This window comes from Pseudomonas sp. CAM1A (assembly GCF_047501685.1).
Classification (GTDB): Bacteria; Pseudomonadota; Gammaproteobacteria; order Pseudomonadales; family Pseudomonadaceae; genus Aquipseudomonas.
The window spans coordinates 45,058-65,512 of sequence record NZ_JBFNXP010000009.1; the positions used below are offsets into that span (position 1 = coordinate 45,058).

Annotated in this window: 13 protein-coding genes; 10 read left to right on the forward strand and 3 right to left on the reverse strand. The window is 64.7% G+C overall.

Features of this window, described 5'->3' with window-relative positions; translation table 11 throughout:
- Positions 1-4: 4 nt before the first annotated feature.
- Entirely contained in the window at positions 5-1,600 is a 1,596-nt protein-coding gene (locus ABZO33_RS19875) for an EAL domain-containing protein (RefSeq protein ID WP_414537393.1), read from the reverse strand.
- Between the two features lie 314 nt (positions 1,601-1,914).
- Between ABZO33_RS19875 and hppD the strand changes: the two genes are divergently transcribed.
- Positions 1,915-2,991 carry a 4-hydroxyphenylpyruvate dioxygenase gene (gene hppD, locus ABZO33_RS19880; RefSeq protein ID WP_414537394.1) on the forward strand — a complete coding sequence of 359 codons (1,077 nt, stop codon included), beginning with the start codon at positions 1,915-1,917 and terminating at the stop codon, positions 2,989-2,991.
- Between the two features lie 90 nt (positions 2,992-3,081).
- Here the strand turns inward: hppD and ABZO33_RS19885 are convergent, their stop codons facing one another.
- Positions 3,082-3,771 (reverse strand): type 1 glutamine amidotransferase domain-containing protein, encoded by a 690-nt coding sequence (locus ABZO33_RS19885; RefSeq protein WP_414537395.1) that lies wholly within the window; start codon positions 3,769-3,771, stop codon positions 3,082-3,084.
- A gap of 145 nt (positions 3,772-3,916) precedes the next feature.
- Between ABZO33_RS19885 and ABZO33_RS19890 the strand changes: the two genes are divergently transcribed.
- Positions 3,917-4,366: a nucleoside deaminase gene (locus ABZO33_RS19890; RefSeq protein ID WP_414537396.1), complete on the forward strand. Its 450-nt coding sequence runs from the start codon at positions 3,917-3,919 to the stop codon at positions 4,364-4,366.
- A 73-nt stretch (positions 4,367-4,439) separates the two neighbouring features.
- On the forward strand, positions 4,440-6,419 hold the full coding sequence (locus ABZO33_RS19895; protein ID WP_414537598.1) for an ATP-binding protein: 1,980 nt from the start codon (positions 4,440-4,442) through the stop codon (positions 6,417-6,419).
- A 9-nt stretch (positions 6,420-6,428) separates the two neighbouring features.
- Here ABZO33_RS19895 and ABZO33_RS19900 read toward each other — a convergent pair whose 3' ends face one another.
- Positions 6,429-7,484 carry a tetratricopeptide repeat protein gene (locus ABZO33_RS19900; RefSeq protein WP_414537397.1) on the reverse strand — a complete coding sequence of 352 codons (1,056 nt, stop codon included), beginning with the start codon at positions 7,482-7,484 and terminating at the stop codon, positions 6,429-6,431.
- A 249-nt stretch (positions 7,485-7,733) separates the two neighbouring features.
- Here ABZO33_RS19900 and ABZO33_RS19905 point away from each other — a divergent pair, with 249 nt between their 5' ends.
- From ABZO33_RS19905 to ABZO33_RS19935, 7 genes are all read left to right on the forward strand, one after another.
- Entirely contained in the window at positions 7,734-8,933 is a 1,200-nt protein-coding gene (locus ABZO33_RS19905) for an aromatic amino acid transaminase (RefSeq protein WP_414537398.1), read from the forward strand.
- A 258-nt stretch (positions 8,934-9,191) separates the two neighbouring features.
- A complete protein-coding gene (locus ABZO33_RS19910; protein ID WP_414537399.1) occupies positions 9,192-10,472 on the forward strand; it encodes a serine/threonine transporter in 1,281 nt (426 codons plus the stop codon).
- Positions 10,473-10,637: 165 nt separating this feature from the next.
- Positions 10,638-11,138: a thiol peroxidase gene (gene tpx, locus ABZO33_RS19915; RefSeq protein WP_414537400.1), complete on the forward strand. Its 501-nt coding sequence runs from the start codon at positions 10,638-10,640 to the stop codon at positions 11,136-11,138.
- Positions 11,139-11,430: 292 nt separating this feature from the next.
- On the forward strand, positions 11,431-12,711 hold the full coding sequence (locus ABZO33_RS19920; RefSeq protein WP_414537401.1) for an MdtA/MuxA family multidrug efflux RND transporter periplasmic adaptor subunit: 1,281 nt from the start codon (positions 11,431-11,433) through the stop codon (positions 12,709-12,711).
- Positions 12,708-15,806, forward strand: coding sequence for an MdtB/MuxB family multidrug efflux RND transporter permease subunit (locus ABZO33_RS19925; protein ID WP_414537402.1), 3,099 nt, complete (start codon positions 12,708-12,710; stop codon positions 15,804-15,806). Before ABZO33_RS19920 ends, ABZO33_RS19925 begins: the two co-directional genes overlap by 4 nt.
- Positions 15,803-18,913 carry a multidrug efflux RND transporter permease subunit gene (locus ABZO33_RS19930; protein WP_414537403.1) on the forward strand — a complete coding sequence of 1,037 codons (3,111 nt, stop codon included), beginning with the start codon at positions 15,803-15,805 and terminating at the stop codon, positions 18,911-18,913. The genes ABZO33_RS19925 and ABZO33_RS19930 overlap by 4 nt, the downstream gene beginning before the upstream one ends.
- The gene (locus tag ABZO33_RS19935) at positions 18,910-20,394 is read left to right on the forward strand and encodes an efflux transporter outer membrane subunit (RefSeq protein ID WP_414537404.1); all 1,485 of its coding nucleotides are present in this window, start codon (positions 18,910-18,912) and stop codon (positions 20,392-20,394) included. The genes ABZO33_RS19930 and ABZO33_RS19935 overlap by 4 nt, the downstream gene beginning before the upstream one ends.
- The last annotated feature ends 61 nt before the right edge of the window (positions 20,395-20,455 follow it).

The following is a 20,455-nucleotide window of genomic DNA, read 5'->3' on the forward strand; positions in this document are numbered from 1 at the left end:
TGGATCAGCCGCGCATGATCTCAGGGGCACCGCCTTGCGGCAACTGCGGGCTGCCCGGGCGGGCGGCCAGGGCCAGCAGCAGCTCGCTGGCGGGCATGGGGTGGGCGAACAGGTAACCCTGCTGGAAGTCCACGCCATGGCGCGCCAGATAGTCGCGCTGGACCTCGGTTTCCACGCCTTCGGCGACGATGCCCAGGGCCAGCTTGGCCGACAGTTCGATGATGGTGTCGAGAATGTGCTGTGACAGGGCATCACCGCCGATCATGGCGACGAAACTCTGGTCGATCTTGAGGTAGTCGACGTTGAACTGGCGCAGGTAATTGAGGCTGGATTGGCCGGTGCCGAAGTCGTCCAGGGCGATCATCACGCCCATGGCGTGCAATTTCTCGAACAGTTCGAGGGTGACCGGCGTGGGTTCGATCAGCTTGCGCTCGGTCAGCTCCAGGGTCAGTACCACCCGTCCGGGCGGGAAGTGCTGGAGAAAGGTCTGGCAGTCGTCGAGCAGGCCCAGGTCGCGGCAGTGGTCGGCGGTGATGTTGATGCCGATATGAAAACCGTCCTCGAGCAACGCCGCATGCGGTGCCAGGGCCTGGGCCGTGCGCAGCATCAAGCCGCGGGTCATGGCGACGATCTGGCCGCTGTGCTCGGCATAGGGGATGAAGAGGTCGGGGCGCACCAGGCCTTCGCGTGGGTGCTGCCAGCGCATCAGTACCTCGACGCCGGCCCATTGGTAATCACCCTTGCGCACCACCGGCTGGAAGTAGGGAAGGAACTCGTCGGCCTCCAGGGCCCGGTCCAGTTCGCTGCGCGATGAGCTGGCGCGGCGTATCTGCCAGCGACAGGTCGCGCCTGCCGCCACGCCCAGTAGCAGCAACAGACTCAGCAGAGCGGGGTAGCGCGAACGCATCAATGCGGCTCGCTTGCCCACGTCGTAGCCAGCGTGCACATCGAATGGATAGCGGGTGGACGCATACTGGGTGGCGGCGATGGCCGCGACCGGCGGCTTGCCGTCGTGAACCTGACCATCACTGCCAATCCAGTGATTGCCAACATGCACCTTGACCTGGTTATCCGCGCCGATCAGGTGCAGGGCGGTGAGCAGGTGCCGGCCATCGACCGTGGTGATCGCTCCCCGGTCGCCATGTTCCTGCTGGCTGGCCCGATAGACCAGCAGTGCATGCCCTGGGGTGACCGAGTTGCCGTTCATCAACCACAGCTGCCCGTTGGTGTAGTCCCTGGCATTCACCGGTTCGTCGAAATCACCGTACAGCGAGGTGCAATACAACCGGTCGTGATCGAACAGGTTGGTCGAACGCACGAAAGCGTTGCGGGTAAGCTCGATGCGCAGTTCCAGTTGCACTTGGTCGCAAGGTTGTCCGGCCTTGGGTAGAAGCCGATGTGCGGTTGTCGCCAGGCTGTCCAGGATCTCTTCTATATGGCTGGCTACTTCCTTGGCCGTGGCCAGGCTGTCGGCCTGCAGCTCTTGTTCGGTCTGCCAGCGCATCACGGCCAGCCCGCACAGTAGCGGCAATACACCCACCCCCCAGGGTAGCAGGGCGCGCCAGCTCCAGCGGGCAGGGCGTTTGGCTGTCAAGGGCATGGCGCGAGGAGGCCTTCTGCGAAGCGGTATGATGAGGCAAAGGATAGCCGTTTGTCGGAACAACCTGCGAACTAAAGCGCGACAAACAAATTTACGCACTGTAGAATCGGGTTACGAATACAACAATAAGGTTCTCCGCCTCCCGGGGAATCAAGCCCGCCGAGAATGGGTGCATATGACATACCATGGGTTCAAGCTGATCATTGGTGGCTTCCTGGCCCGCAGCGTGCGCGGGATCCCGTGTTCACCACCACGCCATCTCCACATCGAAAGCCTGTAATCAACCGTTTTTCGCTGCAGATGAGGAAAAGAACATGGCAGATATCTTCGAAAACCCGATGGGCCTGGAAGGCTTCGAATTCATCGAGCTCGCCTCGCCGACTCCCGGCGTGCTGGAGCCGGTATTCCAGATTCTCGGTTTCACCAAGGTGGCTACCCACCGCTCCAAGAATGTCCACCTGTATCGCCAGGGCGGCATCAACCTGATCCTGAACAACGAACCCAAGAGCGCAGCCTCGTACTTCGCGGCCGAGCATGGCCCTTCGGTGTGCGGCATGGCCTTCCGCGTGCGCAACGCCCATGAAGCCTATGCCCGAGCCCTGGAACTGGGTGCTCAGCCGGTGGAGATCGAGACCGGCCCGATGGAGCTGCGCCTGCCGGCGATCAAGGGTATCGGTGGCGCCCCGCTATACCTGATCGACCGTTACGAAGAAGGCAGCTCGATCTACGACATCGACTTCAAGTTCATCGAAGGCGTGGACCGCAACCCGGTCGGCGCGGGCCTGAAGATCATCGATCACCTCACCCACAACGTCTATCGCGGGCGCATGGCCTACTGGGCCGGCTTCTACGAGAAGCTGTTCAACTTCCGCGAGATCCGTTACTTCGACATCAAGGGCGAGTACACCGGCCTGACCTCCAAGGCCATGACCGCGCCAGACGGCATGATCCGCATCCCGCTCAACGAGGAGTCGTCCAAAGGGGCGGGGCAGATCGAAGAGTTCCTGATGCAGTTCAACGGTGAAGGCATCCAGCATGTGGCCTTCCTCACCGACGACCTGCTCAAGACCTGGGATGCGCTCAAGGGCTTCGGCATGCGCTTCATGACCGCGCCGCCGCAGACCTACTACGAGATGCTCGAGGAGCGCCTGCCAGGGCATGGCGAGCCGGTCGACCAGCTGCAGTCGCGCGGCATCCTGCTGGACGGTGCCTCCGAGGCTGGCGACAAGCGCCTGCTGCTGCAGATCTTCTCGGAGACCCTGCTGGGCCCGGTGTTCTTCGAGTTCATCCAGCGCAAGGGTGACGACGGCTTCGGCGAAGGCAACTTCAAGGCGCTGTTCGAGTCGATCGAGCGTGACCAGGTGCGTCGTGGCGTGTTGAGCGTCGAGTAATCGGCCGGGTACACACTCGCGGGGCAAGCCCGCTCTCGCGCCGGAAGGTGGCGGGAGCGGGCTTGCCCCGCGCTGCGTTGTGGCGAACGGTTACTGCTGCCTGTTCAGGTAGCCGATCACCGCTTCGGCTACCTCGGCGCTGGAGGCCGGATTCTGTCCGGTGATCAAGCTGCCGTCCTCCACCACATAGGCCGCCCACGGGTCATCCGCCTTGCTGTATTCGCCACCGCGAGCGCCCAGTTCGTTTTCGGTAAGGAACGGCACCACCTTGTCCAGCTCAACCAGTTTTTCCTCGGTATTGGAAAAGCCGGTAACCCTGCGCCCCTTGAGCAGCAAGCTGTTGTCGCTGAGCTTGATGTTGAGCAGGCCCACCACCCCATGGCACACCGCGGCGACCGCGCCGCCGCGCTCATGGATACGCCGTGCCAGCTCCTGCAACGGTTGGTTGTCGGGAAAGTCCCACATCACGCCGTGACCGCCGGTGTAATAGATGGCGCTGTACTGGTCGGCCTTGACCTGGCCGGGGCTCAAGGTGGTGCCAAGTCGGTTCATGAACGCCTTGTCATTGTACCATTGCCAGTCCAGGTCCGGCGCCATCTGCAGGCTGTGGGGGTCGATCGGTACATAGCCGCCCGCCGGGCTGACATAGTCGACGGTAAAACCCGCTTTTTGCACCGTGTCGACAAAGTGCACGGCCTCGCCCAGCCATAATCCTGTGGCGCGCTTGATATCGGGGTACTTGGCGGTGTTGGTCAGCACGACCAGGAGCTTCTTGTTCATGTGCGCATGCCCGTCGAATCCATGGGAAAACGTTTGGCCAGCAAGATCAAAAGCCATTTGAGCATAGCCCCCGCCACGCAATGCGCCATGGGCGCTGGCGCTGTGCTAGGCTGCTGCAACAATCGAGGTACTACCGGGAGACGCCATGGACCAGGACACTTCCAGATTTATGCAGGCCGCCATCGACGAGGCCCGCAAGGGGCTCGCGGAAGGCGGTATTCCAATCGGCTCGGTACTGGTGCATGAGGGCAGGATCATCGGCCGTGGCCACAATCGCCGCGTACAGCAGGGCAGTGCCATCCTGCATGGCGAGATGGATGCGCTGGAGAATGCTGGCCGACAGCCGGCCCGGGTTTACCAGCAGGCCACCCTCTATACCACCTTGTCGCCCTGTGCCATGTGCAGTGGCGCCATCCTGCTGTATGGCATCAAACACGTGATCATCGGCGAAAACGTCACCTTCATGGGCGAAGAACAGTTGCTCGGCGACCGTGGCGTGCGCCTTGAGGTGCATGACGATGAAACCTGCAAGGCGCTGATGCGCCAGTTCATCGAAGCCAACCCAGCGCTGTGGAACGAAGATATTGGCCACTGACCTGAACACCCAGGGCGCAGAGGTCCAGGTCATTCATCTGGCACCGCCGTCAACTTCTCTGGCCGAGGTGGGCATGCCCATTGCCGGCTTCGACTGGAGCGCGACGCCGGTGGGGGCGTTGGCCTACTGGCCGCCCACCCTGCGCATCGCCGCCGACATGGTGTTGATGTCACCATTTCCCTGTGCGTTGGTCTGGGGGTCGGCCTTGACAGTCATACACAACGACGCCTACCAGGCCCTGCTGGGCGGCGCTGTCGACCACCAGGGGCGTGCCTTCGACGCGCTCTGGGAACAGTCCTGGGAGAGCATGGGAGCAAGCGTCTTCAAGGTGTTGCAGGGGCAGGGTAGCCTGATCGAGGACGCCCCGTTGCCGGTGCATCGAGAGGGTATCGCGGCGACGGCGTGGGTCACCGGCTGCTTCTCGCCCATCCGCGACGATCAGGGTGGGGTTGCCGGGTTCCTCCACGCGCTGATTGAAACCACTGCCAGTGTCGGGGCCAGCCACGAATGGCGCGAGCTGGCGCAGTCCTTCGAAGCGCGTCTGACGCAATACCTGGCCGATCCAGACCATATCTGGCAGTTGACGCCCGATGTGATGCTGATGCTCGAGGCCGATCTACGCGTGCGCACAGCCAATCCTGCCTGGCATCGACTTCTGGGCTGGGATGAGGCAGCGCAGATGCAAGTGGCCTTGCCCGAGCTGTTCCATCCCGCAGACCGTACCGAAGCGCAGCTGGCGCTGATGGCGCTTGTACAGGGGCGCGCCGCGCCGCCCTTCGAGGGGCGGGTTCGCCATAGCGACGGCCATTACTGCTGGTTCCGCTGGGCTGGCAGCGCCAATCAGTCATTGCCGACGCTGGTGGGGAGGGACATCACCGAGGACCGCAATGCAGTCCAGCGCCTGGCCGAAGCGGCGGTGCGCGACAGTCAGCGCATGGAGGGCGTGGTAAAGGTGGCGGGCGGGCTGGCGCACGAAATGAACAATGTACTGTCCGGGGTCGGCAGCAGCCTGGAGCTGCTCGAACGACGCCTTGCCCAAGGGCGGATGGAACGCGTGGAAGAGTATGTGCGGATGGCCCGGGAATGCGCCCAGCGAGCCATCGGCCTGACCCAGAACCTGCTGGCCTTTGCCCGTAGCCAACCCTTGTCGCCGAACCCACTGAACATCAACCACCTGCTGCAGGACGCGGAGCCGATGCTGCGTCAGACCCTGGGCGCCGAAATATACCTGAACCTGCAGCTGGATGTGGCGCCCTGGCCATTGCAGGTCGACCCGGATACGTTGCGCAATGCCCTTTTGCATCTGTGCAGCAACGCCCGCGATGCCTGCCTGGGCAAGGGCAAACTGACGATCCGCACCGCCAACGAACGGTTGGCGCTGCCTAGCGCGGGTGCGGCAGCCTTGCCGCCGGGGGACTATGTCACGCTGCAGGTCGAGGACGATGGCCATGGCATGAGTCGCGAGGACCTGGCACGGGTATTCGAACCGTTCTTCACCACCAAGCCCCTGGGCCAGGGGGCGGGCTTGGGGCTTTCCATGGTGCATGGTTTCGTGCAGCAGTCGGGCGGTCAGATGTGGATCGAGTCGACGATCGACCAGGGTACCCGGGTCGTGATGATGTTCCCGCGCTACCAGGGGATGTTGCCGGAGAGTTCCGCTCAGGATGTACTGCCGCGACAGGTTCAGGGTGAACGGTTGTTGCTGGTCGATGATGAACAAAACCTGCGCGGCCTGATGAGGGAGGCGTTGGTCGATTGCGGCTTCGAGGTGATCGATGTGCCCGATGCCAACAGCGCGCTGGGGCAGTTCAGGCATGCAGGGCCGTTTGATCTGGTGATCACCGATATCGGCCTGCCGGGGGGCTTCAGCGGCCGTCAGGTGGCCAAGGCGCTGCGCATGATCGAGCCCGAGCAGAAGATCCTGTTCATCACCGGCTTCACCACCGATCCGGTGGAGCAGGCCCTGCTCGACGAGCCGGGCACGGCATTGATGTTCAAGCCGTTCTCGCTGCAGAGGCTGGTGGTGCAGATACAGCGCATGCTGCAGACCTGAGGACGGGGTTCACAACCCTTGCTGCAGGTATGGGTCGTCCGGGTTCTGCCGCTCCAGCTCGGCAAGCAGGACCTGGACATTCTGCAATTGGCCGGTTTCCTTCCAGTACTCGATCAGCAGTACCCGCACCCGGCGATTGGCCGGTTGACGGTTGAGCACGGTCTCCAACTGCTTTTGCGCGGCATCGAGCTGTTCCAGTTGGTGCAGGGTGATGGCCAGGGTGTAGCGATAATCGTTGTTTTCCGGCTCCAGCTCGACAGCCCGCGAGAGGGCGAGCAGGGCGTATTCCTGCTGCTCATGGCGGGTCAGCCACAGGCCCAGTTCGTATTGCAGGAACGCGGAGTCCGGGCGTAGCGCCAGGGCCTTGGCGAGCACCTCGCGGGAGGCGTCGTGCTGGCCCTGTTGCTCCAGCAGGCGGACCTGGGTGGCCAGGGCGTCCAGGCCTTCGGGGGCCACGGCCAAGCTGCGCTGCAGGGCCCTGGAGGCTGCCTCGTAGGCTTGCTCATGCATGTACAGCCGGGCCAGGTGCAACTGGGCGGCGGCGTCGTCAGGTTGTTGTTCCAAGGTCTGCTCGTACTGCTCCAGGGCATCCTGCAAGGGCCCGAAGTACAGGCCGATGGCGTCGGGGTCGAGGCCCAGCAGGGCGTCCACCGCGGCGAATCGCACGCTTTGCTCGTCATCTTCCAGCAAGGGGCCCAGCACCAGGCTGCGCTGGGCGGCCGGCAACAGCCGACGGATACTGGTGATGGCGGCGCGGCGTACCAATGGGTCGGCGTGCTCGAGGTCCTGGCTGGCCAGTTTCAACGCCTGTGGCGAGGGGTAATTGGGTAGTTCGGCATACAGCGCGGCGCGGCGGATGGGTGGCAGGTCGTCGCGTTGCAACTGCTGGTACAACACCCGCGCGGCGCCCGGCAGGCCATCGTGAGCCTGGCGCAAGGCCTTGGCGTAGCTGTGGGGTGGCAGGCTGGGCGGTGCGGGTTGGCGGTCACGCCACAGGTAACCGATCGCGGCGGGCAGCACCAGTAACAGCAACAGGGCGATCAGGAGAGGGCGACGTCTGGGCATCTCGCGGTCCGGGGTGGCGGTACGGCAGAGCTTGGGGCAGGCAGGTGGCAATTGCAACGATCAGGGTGCGATCCTGGGTTGGCATCGAGTTGCCGGGCGGTGGCGCGTGGCAAAATCCATGGGCTGCGGCTTCGGTCTTGCAAACCTGCAGGGTCTCCTTGCACATCGGTGATGTTCCTCGTGGCGCTCTGCGGGTATCCTCGCCTGAGCCTTTCCTGAACTGTCCTGATCTCCAAGGAGCTGCACGCTGTGTTCAAACATGTCGATGCCTATGCCGGTGACCCGATCCTCTCGTTGATGGAAACCTTCAAGGCCGACCCGCGGGCCGCCAAGGTCAACCTGAGTATCGGCCTGTACTACGACGAAGCCGGCGTGGTGCCGCAGCTGGCGGCGGTGGCCGAGGTGGAGAAGCGCCTGGCCGGCCAGCCCCATGAAGCCTCGCTGTACCTGCCGATGGAAGGCCTCGCCGCCTACCGTCAGGCGATCCAGGCGTTGCTGTTCGGCGCCGAGCACCCGGCCGTGGCTGCTGGCCGCGTGGCCACCGTGCAGACCGTCGGCGGCTCGGGTGCGCTGAAAGTCGGTGCCGACTTCCTCAAGCGTTACTTCCCAGGCTCCGAGGTATGGGTGAGCAACCCGACCTGGGACAACCACCGGGCAATCTTCGAAGGCGCGGGCTTCAAGGTGCACACCTACCCGTACTTCGACCCGGACACCCGCGGCGTCGACTTCGCCGGCATGCTGGCCAGCCTGCAGGCCTTGCCGCAGAACAGCGTGGTCCTGCTGCATCCGTGTTGCCACAACCCCACCGGCGTCGACCTGGACCAGCAGCAGTGGCAACAAGTGGTTGAAGTGGTCAAGGCGCGCCAGTTGATTCCGTTCCTCGATATCGCCTACCAGGGCTTTGGCGAAGGCTTGCTCGAAGACGCCTATGCGATCCGCGAAATGGCCCGTGCCGGTGTACCTTGCCTGGTCAGCAACTCGTTCTCGAAGATCTTCTCGCTGTACGGCGAGCGGGTAGGGGGGTTGTCGGTGGTCTGCGACGATGCCGCCACCGCTTCCAGCGTGCTCGGCCAGCTCAAGGCCACCGTGCGCCGCAACTACTCCAGCCCGCCCGCGTTCGGCGCCCAGCTGGTGGCCGGCGTGCTGGGTGACGCCGCGCTCAACACCCAATGGGCCGCAGAGGTGGAAGTAATGCGCAAGCGCATCCTCGACATGCGCCAGGGCCTGGTCGACCTGCTCGGCGAGCTGCTGCCAGGCCAGGACTTCCAGTTCTTCCTGCGCCAGCGCGGCATGTTCAGCTATACCGGCTTCAGCGTCGAACAGGTGCGTCGCCTGCGTGACGAGTTCGGCGTGTACCTGATCGACAGCGGCCGGGTGTGCATGTCCGGGCTGCGCCCGGCCAACCTGCGCCAGGTGGCCGAGGCGTTTGCCGCCGTGCAGAAGGGCTGAGTCCGGCGCTGGCCGAACTGGCTTTATCGCGGGGCAAGCCCGCTCCCACGCCCGTGGGAGCGGCTTGCTCCGCGATGCTTTCTCCCTCGCAAAACCGGGGCTCTTGTACAGACAAGTGCAACCGTCCCTCGGGCGGGGCTTCCCCAAGTGCAACCTTTGCATGCACAATCGCGCCCCTCTTCCCCGGTTGAGTTGGGCGAATCGTCTATTTCGCCATTCTCAGCCTGTTGCAGTCTTGCGAGTGGAGCGTCACCCGGAATGAATGAGCAGGCCCCAAGCGTTGAACAACGCTTTGTAGAATCGACCCCCGCCACCCTCGGCAGTTGGTCGCGTCAAGACACCACCTGGATGCTGGGCCTGTTCGGCACGGCCATCGGCGCCGGAACCCTGTTCCTGCCCATCAACGCCGGCCTTGGCGGTTTCTGGCCGCTGATCGTCCTGGCCTTGCTGGCCTTCCCCATGACCTACTTCGCCCACCGCGGGCTGACCCGTTTCGTGCTCTCGGGCAGCAAGGGCGGCGATATCACCGACGTGGTCGAGGAGCATTTCGGCATCACCGCCGGCGCGCTGATCACTGTTCTGTACTTCTTCGCCATCTTCCCGATCCTGCTGATCTACAGCGTGGCGCTGACCAACACCGTCAGCAGCTTCATGGAGCACCAGCTGCATATCGCACCGCCACCGCGGGCGATCCTGTCGTTCGTGCTGATCCTCGGCCTGCTGGCCATCGTGCGCTGCGGCGAGCAGGCCACGGTCAAGGTCATGAGCCTGCTGGTGTATCCGTTCATCGTTGCCCTGGCGCTGCTGGCCCTGTACCTGGTGCCGCACTGGACCGGCGGCATCCTCGACACCGCCACCCAGGTGCCGTCCGGCTCGGCCTTCCTGCACACCGTGTGGCTGGCCATCCCGGTGATGGTGTTCTCGTTCAACCATTCGCCGATCATCTCGGCCTTTGCCGTCGACCAGAAGCGCCGCTACGCCGAGCACGCCGACGAGCGCAGTGGCCAGATCCTGCGTCGCGCCCATCTGCTGATGGTACTGATGGTGCTGTTCTTCGTGTTCAGCTGCGTGCTGACCCTGAGCAGCGCCCAACTGGCTGAAGCCAAGGCGCAGAATCTGTCGATCCTGTCCTACCTGGCCAACCACTTCGAGCAGCCGGCCATCGCCTTCGCCGCGCCGCTGATCGCCTTCATCGCCATCGCCAAGTCGTTCCTGGGCCACTACATCGGTGCCAGCGAAGGCCTGAAGGGCATGATCGTCAAGACCGGCATGCGCCCGGGCGCCAAGGCTCTGGACCGCATCGTCGCCGCGCTGATGCTGGTGGTGTGCTGGATCGTCGCCACCCTCAACCCGAGCATCCTGGGCATGATCGAATCCCTCGGCGGCCCGATCATCGCCGTCCTGCTGTTCCTGATGCCGATGTACGCCATCCGCCGCGTGCCGTCGATGCGCAAGTACAGCGGCGCGCTGTCCAACGTGTTCGTGGTGGTGGTCGGCCTGGTGGCCCTGACCTCGGTGGTGTACGGCCTGCTGGCCTGAATGCTCGCCATGTAGGAAAAGCGCCCGGGTCGACGCCAGTCACCCGGGCGTTTGTCTACAGGAATTGCCCGAACGTAGGACAATTTCATCTTTGCCCATAGGCACTTGCGCTGCTTCATGCTTAACTCTGGGTCCTTTTCAAACCCCCGCATAAGGATTTCCGCCATGGCTCAAGTGACTCTCAAAGGCAACCCGGTTCAAGTCAAAGGCGAACTGCCGAAAGCTGGCAGCCAGGCACCTGCCTTCTCCCTGGTGGCTGGCAACCTGGCCGATACGTCGCTGAAGGATTTCGCCGGCAAGCGCAAGGTGCTGAACATCTTCCCAAGCGTCGACACTCCGACCTGCGCCACCTCCGTGCGCAAGTTCAACGCCCAGGCCAATGACCTGGCCAACACCGTGGTGCTGTGCATCTCCGCCGACCTGCCGTTCGCCCAGGCGCGCTTCTGCGGCGCCGAAGGCCTGGAGAACGTACAGAACCTGTCGACTCTGCGCGGCGCCGAGTTCCTGCAGAACTACGGTGTCGCCATCGCCGACGGCCCACTGGCCGGCCTGGCCGCCCGTGCGGTGGTGGTGCTGGACGAAAACGACAAGGTGCTGCACGCCGAGCTGGTGGGCGAGATCGCCGATGAGCCGAACTACGAGGCGGCGCTGGCTGTTCTGAAGTAACACCAAGCACCCATTGGGGGCTGCGTGGGAGCGGGCTTGACCCGCGATTGCGCCTTGAAGGCAGACGTCACAGCCTGATACGACGCCATCGCGGGGCAAGCCCGCTCCCACGGGTGCGTTACACCCTGTAACGGCCTGGACCCTGTTCCAGGCCGTTTTCATTTAAAGTTCACGCCTTTGCCAACGTCAGCCGAAGGTAAAGCACTGGTAAAGCCCCTTTGCTAAAACGATGCCAGTGCTTATCGTTCACGCTCTCCACGCCGTCATTCTCTGAACAAGGTTCGTTCGACCCATGCAAGCCTCCAATTCCCGTTCCCCTCGTCGCTGGCTGTTCGGCCTGCTGATCCTGCTGCTGGTGGCCCTGCTGGCCTGGTGGCTGTGGCCCGCAACGACCGCCCATACAGAGGGTGGCGGGCATCGCCCGGGCAAAGGCATGGGCGGTCGCCCGGGTTTCGGCGCCTCCACCGAAGCGGTGCCGGTGCGCGTGGAGCCTGCGCGGGTGGGTGACTTCCCGCTGTACTACAAGGCCCTTGGCACCGTGACCGCGACCAACACGGTCAACGTGCGCAGCCGGGTGGCCGGCGAGCTGGTCAAGATCCACTTCAAGGAAGGCCAGCAGGTCAAGGCCGGCGACCTGCTCGCCGAGATCGACCCGCGCAGCTACCGCATTGCCCTGCAGCAGGCCGAAGGCACCCTGGCGCAGAACCAGGCGCAACTGAAGAATGCCCAGGTCGATCTGGCCCGTTACAAAGGCCTGTATGCCGAAGACAGCATCGCCAAGCAGACCCTGGACACCGCCGAGGCACAGGTCGGGCAATTCCAGGGGCTGGTCAAGACCAACCAGGCGCAGGTCAACGATGCCCGCCTGAACCTGGAGTTCACCCAGATCCGTGCGCCGATCAGCGGTCGCCTGGGCCTGCGCCAGCTGGACCTGGGCAACCTGGTCGCCGCCAACGACACTACGGCGCTGGTGATCATCACCCAGACCGAGCCGATCAGCGTCGCCTTCACCTTGCCGGAAACCCAGCTCGACACCGTGCTCGCCCGCTACCGCAGCGGCGCGAGCCTGCCGGTCGAAGCCTGGGACCGTGGCGATCTGAAGCTGCAGTCCACCGGCGTACTGGGCAGCCTCGACAACCAGATCGACACCGCCACCGGCACCCTGAAGTTCAAGGGCACCTTCCAGAACACTGACCATGCGCTGTTCCCCAACCAGTTCGTCAATGTGCGCCTGCTGGCCGACACCCTGAAGCAGGTGGTACTGGCCCCGGCCGCGGCCATCCAGTTCGGCAATGACGGTACCTTCGCCTATGTGGTCAACGCCGAGAGCACGATCAACATCCGCCCCCTCAAGGTCGGCGCCAGCGATGGCGAGAACAGCGTGATCCTCGAGGGCCTGGCCGCCGGTGACCGCCTGGTGCTGGAAGGCACCGACCGCCTGCGCGAAGGCTCCAAGGTCGAGGTGGTCGAAGACAGCTCGCAAGTGCCGACCACCCCCGGCCAGCACCTGCAGGGGCAGGGCGCCAACGGCTCGGCGCAGACCGGTGAACCAGGCTCCAAGGCGGGCGCATGAACCTCTCGCGCCTGTTCATCCTGCGGCCGGTCGCCACCACGCTGAGCATGCTGGCCATCGTCCTGGCCGGCCTGATCGCCTACAAGCTGCTGCCGGTGGCAGCCTTGCCCCAGGTCGATTACCCGACCATCCGCGTCATGACCCTGTACCCCGGCGCCAGCCCCCAGGTGATGACCAGCGCCGTCACGGCACCCTTGGAGCGTCAGTTCGGCCAGATGCCGGGCCTCGAACAGATGGCCTCGACCAGCTCCGGTGGCGCCTCGGTGCTAACCCTGCGTTTCAACCTCGACATGAACATGGATGTCGCCGAGCAGCAGGTGCAGGCCGCGATCAACGCCGCCAGCAACCTGCTGCCCAGCGACCTGCCGGCGCCGCCGGTGTACAACAAGGTCAACCCGGCCGACACGCCGGTGCTGACCCTGGCCATTTCGTCGAAGACCATGCCGTTGCCCAAGCTCAACGACCTGGTCGATACCCGCGTGGCGCAGAAGATCGCCCAGATCAGCGGCGTCGGCATGGTCAGCATCGCCGGCGGCCAGCGCCAGGCGGTGAGGATCAAGGTCAACGTCGACGCCCTGGCGGCCAACGGCCTCAACCTGGACGACGTGCGCACCCTGATCGGCGCCTCCAACGTCAACCAGCCCAAGGGCAACTTCGATGGCCCGACCCGGGTGTCGATGCTCGACGCCAACGACCAGCTGCGCTCGCCGGCCGAGTACGCCAACCTTATCCTCAAGTACAACAATGGCGCGCCGCTGCGCCTGAAGGACGTCGCCGAGATCGTCGACGGCGCCGAGAACGAGCGCCTGGCCGCCTGGGCCAACCAGAACGAAGCGGTGCTGCTGAACATCCAGCGCCAGCCCGGCGCCAACGTCATCGAGGTGGTCGATCGGATCAAGGAGCTGCTGCCGTCGATCACCGACAACCTGCCGGCGGGCCTGGATGTCAGCGTCCTCACCGACCGTACCCAGACCATTCGCGCCGCCGTGCGCGACGTGCAGCACGAGTTGCTGTTCGCCATTGCCCTGGTGGTGATGGTGACCTTCCTGTTCCTGCGCCGGGTTTCGGCCACGATCATCCCGTCGATCGCCGTGCCGCTGTCGCTGATCGGCACCTTCGGGGTGATGTACCTGGCCGGCTTCTCGGTCAATAACCTCACGCTGATGGCCCTGACCATCGCCACCGGTTTCGTGGTGGACGATGCCATCGTCATGCTGGAGAACATCTCCCGGCATATTGAAGAGGGCGAGACACCGCTGCAGGCCGCGCTCAAGGGCGCGAAACAGATAGGTTTCACCCTGATCTCGCTGACCTTCTCGCTGATCGCGGTATTGATCCCGCTGCTGTTCATGGCCGACGTGGTCGGGCGGCTGTTCCGCGAATTCGCCATCACCCTGGCGGTGGCCATCCTGATTTCCCTGGTGGTGTCGCTGACCTTGACGCCGATGATGTGCGCCCGCCTGCTCAAGCGCGAACCCAAGGAAGAGGAGCAGGGCCGCTTCTACCGTGCCAGCGGCGCCTGGATCGACTGGCTGATCAAGCACTACGCCAGTGCCCTGACCTGGGTGCTCAAGCACCAGCCGTTGACGCTGCTGGTAGCCGTGGCAACCCTGGCGCTGACCGTGGTGCTCTACCTGATGGTGCCCAAAGGCTTCTTCCCGGCCCAGGACACCGGGGTCATCCAGGGTATTTCCGAGGCACCGCAGTCCACCTCGTTCGCTGCCATGAGTCAACGCCAGCAGGCCCTGGCCGAGGTGATCCTGCAGGACCCGGCGGTGCAGAGCCTGTCGTCGTACATCGGTGTGGATGGCGACAACGCCACCCTCAACAGCGGCCGCCTGCTGATCAACCTCAAGCCCCATGGCGAGCGCGACGTGACGGCCGCCGAGGTGATCAGCCGGTTGCAGCCGCAGCTCGACAAGTTGGTCGGCATCCGTCTGTTCATGCAGCCGGTGCAGGACCTGAGCATCGAAGACCGGGTCAGCCGCACCCAATACCAGTTCAGCCTAAGCTCCCCGGATGCCGACATGCTCGCCGAGTGGAGCGGCAAGCTGGTGCAGGCACTGAAGGACCGCCCCGAGCTGCAGGACGTGGCCAGCGACCTGCAGGACAAGGGCCTGCAGGTGTACCTGGTGATCGACCGCGACATGGCCAGCCGCCTCGGCATCACCGTGGCGCAGATCACCAACGCCCTGTACGACGCTTTCGGCCAGCGGCAGATCTCGACCATCTACACCCAGGCCAGCCAGTACCGCGTGGTGCTGCAGTCGCAGACCGCGGCCAGCCTCGGCCCGCAGGCCCTGGAGGCGGTCCACGTCAAGGCCGCCGACGGCGGCCAGGTGCGCCTGTCGGCGCTGGCGCGCATCGAGCAGCGCCAGGCCCAGCTGGCCATCTCGCACATCGGCCAGTTCCCGGCGGTGATGATGTCGTTCAACCTGGCCCACGGCGCGTCCCTGGGCGAGGCGGTCAAGGTGATCGAACAGGTGCAGCAGGACATCGGCATGCCGATCGGCGTGCAGACCCGCTTCCAGGGCGCCGCCGAGGCGTTCCAGGCTTCGCTGTCGAGCACCTTGCTGCTGATCCTCGCCGCCGTCGTGACCATGTACATCGTGCTCGGCGTGCTCTACGAGAGCTACATCCACCCGGTGACCATCCTCTCGACGTTGCCCTCGGCGGCGGTGGGGGCCTTGCTGGCGCTGCTGCTGAGCGGCAACGACCTGGGCATGATCGCCATTATCGGCATCATCCTGCTGATCGGCATCGTCAAGAAGAACGCGATCATGATGATCGACTTCGCCTTGGAGGCCGAGCGCCAACAGGGCATGAGCCCGAGTGATGCGATCTACCAGGCTGCGCTGCTGCGCTTCCGGCCGATCCTGATGACCACCCTGGCTGCGCTGTTCGGCGCGATGCCGCTGATGCTTGCCACCGGCTCCGGCGCCGAACTGCGCCAGCCGCTGGGCCTGGTGATGGTCGGCGGCCTTCTGGTGAGCCAGGTGCTGACCCTGTTCACCACACCGGTGATCTACCTGTACTTCGATCGCCTGGCGCGCCGTTGGCGCCCGGCGGCCGAGCAACAGCAGGCTGAAGCATGAACCTGTCCGGACCCTTCATTCGCCGGCCGGTGGCCACCATGCTGTTGAGCCTGGCAATCATGTTGCTGGGCGGGGTGAGTTTCGGCCTGCTGCCGGTGTCGCCACTGCCGCAGATGGATTTCCCGGTGATCGTGGTACAGGCCAGCCTGCCCGGGGCCAGCCCCGAGGTCATGGCGTCCACCGTGGCCACGCCGCTGGAGCGCAAGCTCGGCGCCATTGCCGGCGTCACCACGCTGACCAGCAGTTCCAACCAGGGCTCGACCCGGGTGATCATCGCCTTCGAGCTGGGCCGCGACATCGATGGCGCGGCACGCGAGGTGCAGGCAGCGATCAACGCCACCCGCAACCTGCTGCCCAGTGGCATGCGCAGCATGCCCACCTACAAGAAGATCAACCCGTCCCAGGCACCGATCATGGTGCTGTCGCTGACCTCGCAGGTGCTGTCCAAGGGTAAGCTGTACGACCTGGCCGACACCATCCTGTCGCAGAGCCTGTCGCAGGTCAGCGGAGTAGGGGAAGTGCAGATCGGCGGCAGTTCGCTGCCGGCGGTGCGCATCGAGCTCGAGCCGCAGTTGCTCAACCAGTACGGCCTGTCCCTGGATGACGTGCGCAACGCCGTGGCCAACGCCAACCAGCGCCGGCCCATGGGCTTCGTCGAGGACAGCGAGCGCAACTGGCAGGTGCGCGCCAACGACCAGCTGGAAAAGGCCGAGGACTACAAGCCCATCGTCATTCGCCAGCAGGACGGCTCGATCCTGCGCCTGTCGGACGTGGCCAAGGTCAGCGATGGCGTGGAGAACCGCTACAACAGCGGCTTCTTCAACGACGAGAGCGCGGTGCTGCTGGTGGTCAACCGCCAGACCAACGCCAACATCATCCAGACCGTCGAGCAGATCAAGGCCGAGCTGCCGGCGTTGCAGTCGCTGCTGCCGGCCAGCGTCAAGCTCAACGTGGCCATGGACCGCTCGCCGGTGATCAAGGCGACCCTGAAGGAGGCCGAGCACACCTTGCTGATCGCCGTGGTGCTGGTGATCCTGGTGGTGTACCTGTTCCTCGGCAACTTCCGCGCTTCGTTGATCCCCAGCCTGGCGGTGCCGGTGTCGCTGGTGGGCACCTTCGCGGTGATGTACCTGTGCGGATTCTCGTTGAACAACCTGTCGCTGATGGCGCTGATCCTCGCCACCGGTCTGGTGGTGGACGACGCCATCGTGGTGCTGGAGAACATCTCGCGGCATATCGAGAAGGGCGAGAGCCCGATGCGTGCCGCCTACAAGGGCGCGCAGGAGGTCGGTTTCACCCTGTTGTCGATGAACGTCTCGCTGGTGGCGGTGTTCGTCTCCATCCTGTTCATGGGCGGTATCGTGCGCGGGCTGTTCAAGGAGTTCTCGATCACCCTGGCGGCGGCGATCATCGTCTCGCTGGTGGTGTCGCTGACCCTGACGCCGATGCTTTGCTCGCGCTGGCTCAAGGTCCATGGCCCGCAGCAGCAGACCCGCCTGCAACGCTGGAGCGATCGCATCCACCAGCGCATGGTCGCCGGCTATGACAAGAGCCTGGGCTGGGCGCTGCGCCACAGGCGCCTGACCCTGCTCAGCCTGCTGGCCACCATCGTGCTCAATGTCGCGCTGTACGTCGTGGTGCCCAAGACCCTGATGCCACAGCAGGACACCGGTCAGTTGCAAGGCTTCATCCGTGGCGACGACGGCCTGTCGTTCACCGTGATGCAGCCAAAGATGGAAATCTACCGTCGCGCCCTGCTCGCGGACCCGGCCGTGGAGAGCGTCGCCGGCTTCATCGGCGGCAACAGCGGCACCAACAACGCCTTCGTGCTGGTGCGCCTGAAGCCGATCGCCGAGCGCAAGGAAAACGCGCAGAAGGTGATCGATCGTCTGCGCAAGGACTTGCCGAAGATCCCCGGCGGGCGCCTGTATCTGATGGCCGACCAGGACCTGCAACTCGGTGGCGGCGGTCGCGACCAGACCACCTCGCAATACCTCTACACCCTGCAGAGCGGCGACCTGGCTGCTTTGCGCGAGTGGTTCCCCAAGGTCACCGCCGAGCTGCGCAAGCTGCCCGAGCTGACCGCCATCGACGCCCACGACGGTGCCGGCACCCAGCAGGTGACCCTGGTGGTCGACCGTGACCAGGCCAAGCGCCTGGGCATCGACATGGACATGGTCACCGCGGTGCTCAACAACGCCTACAGCCAGCGGCAGATCTCGACCATCTACGACAGCCTAAACCAGTACCAGGTGGTGCTGGAGATCAACCCGAAATACGCCTGGGACCCGAGCACCCTGGAGCAGGTGCAGGTGATCACCGCCGACGGCGCCCGGGTGCCGCTGTCCACCTTCGCCCGCTACGAGAACAGCCTGGCCAACGACCGCGTCAGCCACGAAGGGCAGTTCGCCTCCGAGGACATCTCGTTCGATGTCGCCGAAGGCTACAGCCCCGACCAGGCCCTGGCCGCGCTGGAGCGGGCGGTGGCCAAGCTTGGTCTGCCCGAATCGGTGATCGCCAAGCTCGGTGGCGATGCCGACGCCTTCACCAAGACCGCCGAAGGCCAGCCGTTCATGATCCTCGGCGCCCTGGTACTGGTGTACCTGGTGCTGGGCATTCTTTACGAAAGCTACATCCACCCGCTGACAATCCTCTCCACGCTGCCCTCGGCCGGGGTCGGCGCCTTGCTGGCGTTGTACCTGACCGGTGGCGAATTCAGCCTGATCTCGCTGCTGGGGCTGTTCCTGCTGATCGGCGTGGTGAAGAAGAACGCCATCCTGATGATCGACCTGGCCCTGCAACTGGAGCGCCATGAAGGCCTGTCGCCGGAGGAGTCGATCCGCCGTGCCTGCCTGCTGCGCCTGCGGCCGATCCTGATGACCACCCTGGCCGCGATCCTCGGCGCGCTGCCGCTGCTGCTCAGCCGCGCCGAGGGCGCCGAGATGCGCCAGCCGCTGGGCCTGACCATCATCGGTGGCCTGGTGTTCAGCCAGATCCTCACCCTCTACACCACGCCTGTGGTCTACCTGTACCTCGATCGCCTGCGCCACCGGTTCAACCGCTGGCGCGGCGTGCGCACCGACGCTGCCCTGGATACCCCGCTATGAACTTTGCCCACACCCGAATCCATCGCGCCCTCAGGCTGCTGACCCAAGGGCGCGGCTCGCGCCTGGCCAGCGCCGGGTTGTGCGTGGCCATGCTCAGTGCCTGTACCTTGAGCCCGGACTATCACCGCCCGGAGATCAGCACCCCGGCGCAGTTCAAGCAGGCCGAGGGCTGGACCCAGGCCAACCCGTCCGATGCCATCGCCCGCGGGGCATGGTGGGAGCTGTATGGCGACAAGCAGCTCGACGCCCTGGTGGAAGAGCTCAACCGCAGCAACCAGACAGTGGCGCAGTATGAGGCGCAGTACCGCCAGGCCCAGGCGTTGGTGCGCAGCAGCCGCGCCGCGCTGTTCCCCTCGTTGAACCTCACCGCTGGCAAGAACCGTTCGGCCCAGGGCACCGGGAGCTCCAGCTCGAGCCTGTCGAACAACAGCAGCGGCATCCGCAACACCTACAACGCGCAACTCGGTGTGAGCTGGGAGATCGACCTGTGGGGCAAGTTGCGTGAAGCCATGAACGCCAACGAGGCAAGTGCCGAGGCCAGCCTCGCCGATATGGCGGCCATTCGCCTGAGCCAGCAGTCGGAACTGGTGCAGAACTACCTGCAACTGCGGGTGATCGACGCGCAGAAACGCCTGCTCGAGGCCACGGTAGCGGCTTATGAGCGGTCGTTGAAGATGAACGAGAACCAGTACCGCGCTGGGGTTGCCGGGCCAGATGCCGTAGCCCAGGCGCGCACCCAGCTCAAGAGCACCCAGGCCGACCTGATCGACCTGGCCTGGCAACGGGCGCAGTACGAGAACGCCATCGCCGTGCTGATGGGCAAGGCGCCGGCCGACTTCGCCCTGGCCGCGAGCCGCGACATTCCGGCGTTGCCGCCGGTGCCGGTGTCGCTGCCGTCGCAGTTGCTCGAGCGCAGGCCCGATATTGCCTCGGCCGAGCGCAAGGTCATGGCGGCCAACGCCAATATCGGCGTCTCCCGGGCGGCGTACTTCCCCGACCTGTCGCTGAGCATGAATGGCGGGTATTCCAGCAGCAGTTTCAACAACTGGATCGAGCTGCCCAACCGCTATTGGTCCGTCGGCCCGCAGTTGGCGTTGACGCTGTTCGATGCCGGCAAGCGCAGCGCCGAGGTCGACCGCACCGTGGCGGTGTACGACCAGACCGTGGCGCAGTACCGGCAGACGGTGCTCGATGGGTTCAAGGAAGTGGAGAACTACCTGGTGCAGCTCAAGGTGTATGGCGACGAAGCCGTGGTCCGGCAGGAAGCGCTCGAGGCGGCGCGGGAGTCGTTGCGCTTGACCGAGAACCAGTACAAGGCCGGGTTGATCGGTTACCTGGACGTGGTGAACGTGCAGACCACGGCGCTGAGCAGCGAGCGCAGCGTGTTGACGCTGTTGCAGGGGCGGCTGGTGGCGAGCGTGCAGTTGATCGCGGCACTTGGCGGTGGCTGGGATGCTCGGACGGAGTTGGCCGAGCAGTGACCTGCTGTGGGCGACCTTGCCCGTGACGCTGCACCGCATCACAGATCGCCACATGGCACGT

Excerpts from the sequence above, each read along its gene's own strand:
- ABZO33_RS19895 (WP_414537598.1), top strand. The coding sequence starts at position 4,440 with ATGCCCATTGCCGGCTTCGACTGGAGCGCGACGCCGGTGGGGGCGTTG.
- ABZO33_RS19875 (WP_414537393.1), bottom strand. The coding sequence starts at position 1,600 with ATGCCCTTGACAGCCAAACGCCCTGCCCGCTGGAGCTGGCGCGCCCTG.
- ABZO33_RS19930 (WP_414537403.1), top strand. The coding sequence starts at position 15,803 with ATGAACCTGTCCGGACCCTTCATTCGCCGGCCGGTGGCCACCATGCTG.
- ABZO33_RS19910 (WP_414537399.1), top strand. The coding sequence starts at position 9,192 with ATGAATGAGCAGGCCCCAAGCGTTGAACAACGCTTTGTAGAATCGACC.
- ABZO33_RS19920 (WP_414537401.1), top strand. The coding sequence starts at position 11,431 with ATGCAAGCCTCCAATTCCCGTTCCCCTCGTCGCTGGCTGTTCGGCCTG.
- ABZO33_RS19900 (WP_414537397.1), bottom strand. The coding sequence starts at position 7,484 with ATGCCCAGACGTCGCCCTCTCCTGATCGCCCTGTTGCTGTTACTGGTG.
- tpx (WP_414537400.1), top strand. The coding sequence starts at position 10,638 with ATGGCTCAAGTGACTCTCAAAGGCAACCCGGTTCAAGTCAAAGGCGAA.
- ABZO33_RS19890 (WP_414537396.1), top strand. The coding sequence starts at position 3,917 with ATGGACCAGGACACTTCCAGATTTATGCAGGCCGCCATCGACGAGGCC.
- hppD (WP_414537394.1), top strand. The coding sequence starts at position 1,915 with ATGGCAGATATCTTCGAAAACCCGATGGGCCTGGAAGGCTTCGAATTC.
- ABZO33_RS19885 (WP_414537395.1), bottom strand. The coding sequence starts at position 3,771 with ATGAACAAGAAGCTCCTGGTCGTGCTGACCAACACCGCCAAGTACCCC.
- ABZO33_RS19925 (WP_414537402.1), top strand. The coding sequence starts at position 12,708 with ATGAACCTCTCGCGCCTGTTCATCCTGCGGCCGGTCGCCACCACGCTG.
- ABZO33_RS19935 (WP_414537404.1), top strand. The coding sequence starts at position 18,910 with ATGAACTTTGCCCACACCCGAATCCATCGCGCCCTCAGGCTGCTGACC.